Source organism: Luteibacter sp. (assembly GCF_036500425.1).
Taxonomy (GTDB): Bacteria; Pseudomonadota; Gammaproteobacteria; order Xanthomonadales; family Rhodanobacteraceae; genus Luteibacter.
Window position 1 is genome coordinate 1 of the sequence record NZ_DASYCB010000055.1, and the last position, 6,365, is coordinate 6,365.

Genomic DNA, 6,365 nt, shown 5'->3' on the forward strand with positions numbered 1-6,365 from the left:
ATCGCGCGCAAGCGCGCTCCTACAACATCATTCGGCGCGGCGGCGAGCGCGCTCCTACAACGTGCGGGTTTCGATGGCTTGTTCGATGACGTCGGCGGCGATGCGTGCGCCTTCTTCTTCGCGGAGGGTGTGGCCGATCGCTTCCGCGCGGGATATTAGCGCGACGTCCTTGAGCATGGCCTCGAGCTTGGCGGCTGCGCGGTCGGCACGGTAACGCGTTGCGGGGAGGATATCCCCCACACGAAGCCGCTTCACACGCGCGGCATTGTCAGGCTGATCAAAACCGTGAGGCACCACCAACGCGGGACGGCCTGCTCGCAACGCTTCTTGCGTGGTGCCGATGCCACCGTGATGCACGATCGCGCAGGCGCGTGCGAACAGCGCACCGTGCGATGCGTAATCGATCGCGAGGATGTCTTCGCCCAGCGGGCCAAGGCGTTCGCGCAAGACGGGCGATCCGGTAAGCAGTACGGCGCGCCGCCCCAGTTGGCGCGCAGCAGTCATGCTTTCCCGAAGAAACGTTTCGCCGGCATGCACAGCCGCGGAACCCAGGGTGAAGACGATGGGTGCCTTCCCCATGCCCAGCCAGTGGGACAACGCGGGATCCAGCACATCGGCCGAGGGCAGGTAGCGGCACTGACCGGTCAGCACGGCGCCACCCGTTACATCAGCCGGTAGCGCCCCCAACAACGGCGAATACATCGCCAGCACGCCGTCGCGGCCGTGTTGCCCGCGGTGGAAAGGATCACCGCCTGCGCTCACGGCGGGCAAGTCGAGCTGGCGGCGAAAGTCGCGCACCCCCGCGGTCCACGGGCGCGTTACTGCCTCTACGGCGCGCACGAGCCAGCGGGCTCGGGCCGGCGATACGCGCAACCACGTATCGAGCCACGCCCATCCCGTCGCAGGCGGATCAAACGGCGAGAGAAAGACCGATGGAGAGAACACCGCCGACAACCAAGCCACCGGCAACGTCTCACCCAGGATCTGACCGGCGAAGGCGAGGGTCGTAGTCACGACCGCATCTGCTTCGGCGCAGAAGCTCTTCAGCGTGTGGTAGCTCGCGGCGACATCCGCCGCGGCAAGGTCGCGCACCACGAAGCGCGGCCCGCGCCAGGGGTGGAACGCACGCGCCGCGAACGCCGCCTTGTCCTCCGGCTCGGGGATGCCGCTGGCCATGACGAAATCCAGCCCGGCGTCCAGCACGGCATCACGGTGGATGGCATGGGCACCCACGGTCACCCGGTGCCCACGCGCTACCAGCTCGCGGCCCACGGCCAACAGCGGGAACAGGTCGCCCTGCGATCCCACCGTGACGAACACGATGTGCCGTTCCCGCTCCACCACTCACTCCACAGCCTTGCCTCCCCCATGGTCGCGCATTTGACTTTGGCCGTCCGGAAGGCTAATTTCTGCGTCGCCAGTGGTCTTTATCTCTATATCCGCATAAAGAGATGAAGCTAAGAGGGAAGCCGGTGAGAATCCGGCGCTGCCCCGCAGCGGTATGTGGAGACAACGTCCGTCACGAGCACTGGGCCACCCGGCCCGGGAAGCAACGGCTGAAGGCGGCGCCTTAAGAGGCGCCACATCCACGAGTCCGAAGACCTGCCGCCAGCCAGTGCCCGCGCATCGTCATGGATGCGGGGGCGCTGCCCGACCTGACGCGCAGCCTCCCCAGGCGGCGTGGCGGTTCGCCCGCGGGGGCGAAGGTCGACGGTCAGCCCGCATGACGCCAGCCTTGCCGGCGCGACCTACCGCGGCGGCATCGTGGCCGTTCGCGTGCGCCGCCCTTCCCTCCTCTTTCATTCAAAGAGGATTGTTTGCATGCCACACGTTACTTACCTGGGTTTCCCCCGCATCGGCCGACGCCGCGAACTCAAGCGCGCCCTCGAGTCACACTGGAAGGGAGAAGCACCGGCGGCCGAACTGCTCGAAACCGCCGCCACCCTCCGCCAGCGCCACTGGCAACTGGCCCGCGACGCGGGCGCCGATAGCGTGCCCGTCAACGACTTCTCGCTTTACGACCACGTGCTCGACGCGGCCGTCGCGGTGGATGCCATACCGCCGCGCTACCGCGCACTACACGACCAGGATCCGCTCGCGGCGTACTTCGCCATGGCACGGGGTCACCAGGACGGCGCCTTCGACCTGCACGCGCTGGAAATGACCAAATGGTTCGACACGAACTACCACTACATCGTCCCCGAGCTTCACGCTGGCCAGCCGTTCAGGGCGCGCGCCGACAAGGCCGTCGCGGAATACCGTGAAGCCGTAGCCGCCGGGCATACGGCCCGCCCCGTGCTGCTCGGCCCGGTGACGTTCCTGTTGCTGGCGAAGACCACGGACGGTAGCCGTGCACTCGATCTGCTCGATGTTCTCCTTCCTGCCTGGTACGGCGTCGTCGATGCACTAGCCGCCGAAGGTGCGGAGTGGATCCAGGTCGATGAGCCAGCGCTGGTGCTCGATCTCGATGCCGAGACTCAGGACGCGTTCCGCCGCGTGTACGCTGCGCTCGCGGCCCGCTCGAAGGTCAAGGTCCTGCTCGCCACGTACTTCGGCGGGCTCGATGCCAACCTGCCCCTTGCGGCGTCACTTCCGGTCGCCGGCCTGCATATCGACCTGGCTCGCGCGCCTGCACAGCTCGGGGCCGTGCTGGACGCGCTGCCGGAAGGGCGCGTGCTGTCGGCCGGCATCGTCGACGGCCGCAACGTCTGGTTGAGCAACCCTGCCACGATCCTGCCGCGGCTGGATGTATTGCGCAGGCATATCACCGATGACCGCCTGTGGCTCGCCACATCGTGCTCGTTACTGCACTCACCGATCGATGCGTCGGACGAAAAACAGCTTCCCGGCGATGTCGGCACGTGGCTTTCGTTCGCACGGCAAAAAATCGGCGAGCTGCGCCATTACGCGGACACGATCAGCGGTAGCTCGAAGGCCGCATTGGCGCTGGCACATCAGCGTGATGTCGTTGCTGACCGTCTTGCCTCACCCGCGGTGGTACGCGCCGATGTGCGTGCCCGCGTACGCGGCCTCACGCCGCAGTTCAGCCAGCGCCGTTCGGGCTACGCCCACCGCGCCGCTGTGCAGGGCGAACGCTTTGGGCTCCCCCCGTTGCCGACCACAACGATCGGTTCGTTCCCGCAGACGAATGAGCTGCGCACTGCGCGCGCTGCCTTCCGCTCGGGCAAGCTCGATGCCGCGGCTTACAACGACCTGCTGCGCGAGGAAGTGCGCCGCGCGGTGCAATTCCAGGAAGAGGCCGGTCTGGACGTGCTGGTGCACGGTGAGCCCGAGCGTAACGACATGGTCGAGTACTTCGGCGAACAGCTCGATGGTTACGCGTTCACGAAGAATGGCTGGGTACAGAGCTATGGCTCGCGTTGCGTGAAGCCGCCGATCATCTTCGGCGATGTCGCCCGCCCTGTCGCGATGACGGTCGCCTGGTCCGCTTTCGCCCAATCGCTGACCTCGCGCCCGATGAAGGGCATGCTCACCGGCCCGGTCACGATGCTGCAGTGGTCGTTCGTCCGCGATGACCTGCCGCGCGCGGACGTCTGCCGGCAGATCGCGCTGGCCCTGCGCGATGAAGTACACGACCTCGAACGCGCCGGCATTGGCATGGTCCAGGTCGACGAGCCCGCATTGCGCGAGGGGTTGCCACTGCGCTGCGCCGACTGGCAGGCCTACCTCGACTGGGCCGTGGACGCGTTCCGGATCACCGCCGGCGGCACCAGCGACGCGACCCAGGTGCACACCCACATGTGCTACTCGGAGTTCAACGACATTATCGAGGCCGTCGCAGCCATGGATGCCGACGTGATCTCGATCGAGACCAGCCGCTCACGAATGGAGCTTCTGGAAGCCTTCACCCGCTTCCAGTACCCCAACGGGATCGGTCCGGGTGTGTATGACATTCACTCCCCCCGGGTCCCCGCGGAGGCCGAAATGGCCGATCTCGTCGCCCGGGCCCTGCAGGTCCTGGCGCCCGAACAGCTCTGGATCAACCCGGACTGTGGCTTGAAAACCCGGGGCTGGAAGGAGGTAGGCGAGGCTCTTGCGGGCATGGTCTCAGTAGCCCGGGCCGCCCGCCAACGCCTGACCCATGCCTGACCCACCCCTGTAGGAGCACGCTTGCGCGCGATAGGGCCCCCGCAAGCCCATCGCGCGCAAGCGCGCTCCTACAGGGCCGGCTGAATGTCCATGCAATCGTCACCCCCCGGGGGTACGCTGGCCGCTGCAAACCGGCACGGGGCCGTGTATCATGGCGCGCCCCATTTATCTCTTTATCCGTAAAGAAGGATATATCCCTACGATGAGCAGCTACCTCTTCACCTCCGAGTCGGTCTCCGAAGGCCATCCGGACAAAATCGCCGACCAGATCTCCGACGCCGTCCTCGACGCCATCCTGGCGCAGGATCCGCGCGCGCGCGTGGCCTGCGAAACGCTGGTGAAGACCGGCGTCGCCATCGTCGCGGGCGAAATCACGACCAGCGCCTGGATCGACCTGGAAGCGCTGACCCGCAAGGTCATCCTGGATATCGGCTACAACTCCTCCGACGTCGGTTTCGACGGCGCCACCTGCGGCGTCCTCAACCTGATCGGCAAGCAGTCCCCGGATATCAACCAGGGCGTGGATCGCAAGAAGCCCGAAGAACAGGGCGCGGGCGACCAGGGCCTGATGTTTGGCTACGCGACCAACGAAACCAGCGAATTCATGCCGGCCGCCATCCATCTGAGCCACCGCCTGGTGGAACAGCAGGCCAAGGTGCGCAAGAAGAAGAACTCGCCGCTGCCGTGGCTGCGCCCGGATGCGAAGAGCCAGGTCACCCTGCGCTACAACGAGGCCGGTGAGGCCATCGCCATCGACGCCGTTGTGCTCTCGACCCAGCACGATCCGGGCGTGAAGCAGAAGGACCTGATCGAAGGCGTGCGCGAGCTGATCCTGAAGCCCGTGCTGCCGGCGAAGCTCCTGCATAAGGACACCAAGTTCCACATCAACCCGACCGGCAAGTTCGTGATCGGCGGCCCCGTGGGCGATTGCGGCCTGACCGGCCGCAAGATCATCGTCGACACCTACGGCGGCTGGGCCCGTCACGGTGGCGGCGCGTTCTCGGGCAAGGATCCGTCGAAGGTCGACCGTTCGGCTGCTTATGCCGCGCGTTACGTCGCCAAGAACATCGTCGCCGCCGGCCTCGCTGATCGTTGCGAAATCCAGGTCAGCTACGCGATCGGCGTGGCCGAGCCGACCTCGATCTCGGTGACGACCTTCGGCACCGGCAAGATCTCGGACGACAAGATCGAGAAGCTGGTGCGCAAGCACTTCGACCTGCGCCCGTTCGGCATCATCAAGATGCTCGACCTGGTCCACCCGATGTACCAGGCAACCGCGTCCTACGGCCACTTCGGCCGCAAGCCGGTCCAGATGACCGCCGCCGACGGCAGCGCGTTCACCGCGTTCTCGTGGGAACAGACCGACCGCGCCGAGCTCCTCCGCGACGCGGCAGGCCTCGGCGGCAAGGCTGCCCGCAAGTAATCCGCGACACCCGGTGTTGAAAAAAGGCCCCCCCGGGGCCTTTTTTTCGCCCATTCGCCAGGACCTCTTTCGCGCTGATGCAGGGCCCCTTGTAGGAGCGCGCTTGCGCGCGATCGGTGCTCGCGGCTAGACCCATCGCGCGCAAGCGCGCTCCTACAAGGGCGGTGTCGTGCCCGCGTAGGCGCGGGGGTCACAGGGGTTTCATCGGCCGGGTGAGACACCGGGGGCGGTTTCAACCGGAGATAACCCATGGCTTCTCGCCTGCCCCACCTGTTCCTTGCGGCCAGCCTCGCCGCCGCCCTGCCCTTCACCGCGTTTGCCGCCCAGGAGAAGGACAGCCAGGGCGGTACGCCCACCGACGCTGGCTTCTACCAGAACGCCACCGGCGCAAATGTCGCCGAGGTCGAACTGAGCCAGCTCGCGCTTAAGCAAGGCTCATCGACCAAGGTGAAGCAGTTCGCGCAGAAGATGGTGGATGACCACACCAAGGCGAACGAAAAGCTGGAAGGCCTGCGCAATGGCGATAAGGGCTACAGCACGACCACCGCGCCGCCGCCGGATGCACAGAAAGACATCAACGCACTGAAGCTGCTCAACGGGAAAGAGTTCGACCGCCAATACGCGAAGGTGATGGTCGCCGACCATGAGAAGGCCGTGGCGATGTTCGAGGTTGAAGCTGAGAAGGGCTCGAACCCGGCGATGAAAGCGTTCGCGAAGGAAACCCTGCCGACGCTGAAAGAACACCAGAAGATGGCCAAGACCCTGCCATAACACCTAACGAACTGTAGGAGCGCGCTTGCGCGCGATGGGTGCCCGCGGCAAGACCCCATCG

The 6,365-nt window shown here is 66.0% G+C and carries 4 protein-coding genes and 1 riboswitch; of the genes, 3 read left to right on the forward strand and 1 reads right to left on the reverse strand.

From position 1 onward, the window contains the following. Nucleotides 1–54 precede the first annotated feature (54 nt). Nucleotides 55–1,320, reverse strand: a complete 1,266-nt coding sequence (locus tag VGN46_RS13885; protein ID WP_331644309.1) for a glycosyltransferase — start codon at nucleotides 1,318–1,320, stop codon at nucleotides 55–57. A gap of 84 nt (nucleotides 1,321–1,404) precedes the next feature. Then, nucleotides 1,405–1,624, forward strand: a riboswitch (cobalamin riboswitch). 197 nt (nucleotides 1,625–1,821) lie between these two features. On the opposite strand from VGN46_RS13885, the gene metE reads away from it, so the two are divergent. The 3 genes from metE to VGN46_RS13900 all read left to right on the forward strand — a co-directional run bounded on the left by metE (nucleotide 1,822) and on the right by VGN46_RS13900 (nucleotide 6,304). After that, nucleotides 1,822–4,110: a 5-methyltetrahydropteroyltriglutamate--homocysteine S-methyltransferase gene (metE, locus tag VGN46_RS13890; RefSeq protein ID WP_331644310.1), complete on the forward strand. Its 2,289-nt coding sequence runs from the start codon at nucleotides 1,822–1,824 to the stop codon at nucleotides 4,108–4,110. Nucleotides 4,111–4,312: 202 nt separating this feature from the next. Further along, entirely contained in the window at nucleotides 4,313–5,533 is a 1,221-nt protein-coding gene (metK, locus tag VGN46_RS13895) for a methionine adenosyltransferase (RefSeq protein ID WP_331644311.1), read from the forward strand. A gap of 249 nt (nucleotides 5,534–5,782) precedes the next feature. After that, on the forward strand, nucleotides 5,783–6,304 hold the full coding sequence (locus VGN46_RS13900) for a DUF4142 domain-containing protein (protein WP_331644312.1): 522 nt from the start codon (nucleotides 5,783–5,785) through the stop codon (nucleotides 6,302–6,304). The last annotated feature ends 61 nt before the right edge of the window (nucleotides 6,305–6,365 follow it).

Bases quoted from the DNA above. Each gene is read 5' to 3' on its own strand.
- metE (WP_331644310.1), top strand. From the start codon at position 1,822: ATGCCACACGTTACTTACCTGGGTTTCCCCCGCATCGGCCGACGCCGC.
- metK (WP_331644311.1), top strand. From the start codon at position 4,313: ATGAGCAGCTACCTCTTCACCTCCGAGTCGGTCTCCGAAGGCCATCCG.
- VGN46_RS13900 (WP_331644312.1), top strand. From the start codon at position 5,783: ATGGCTTCTCGCCTGCCCCACCTGTTCCTTGCGGCCAGCCTCGCCGCC.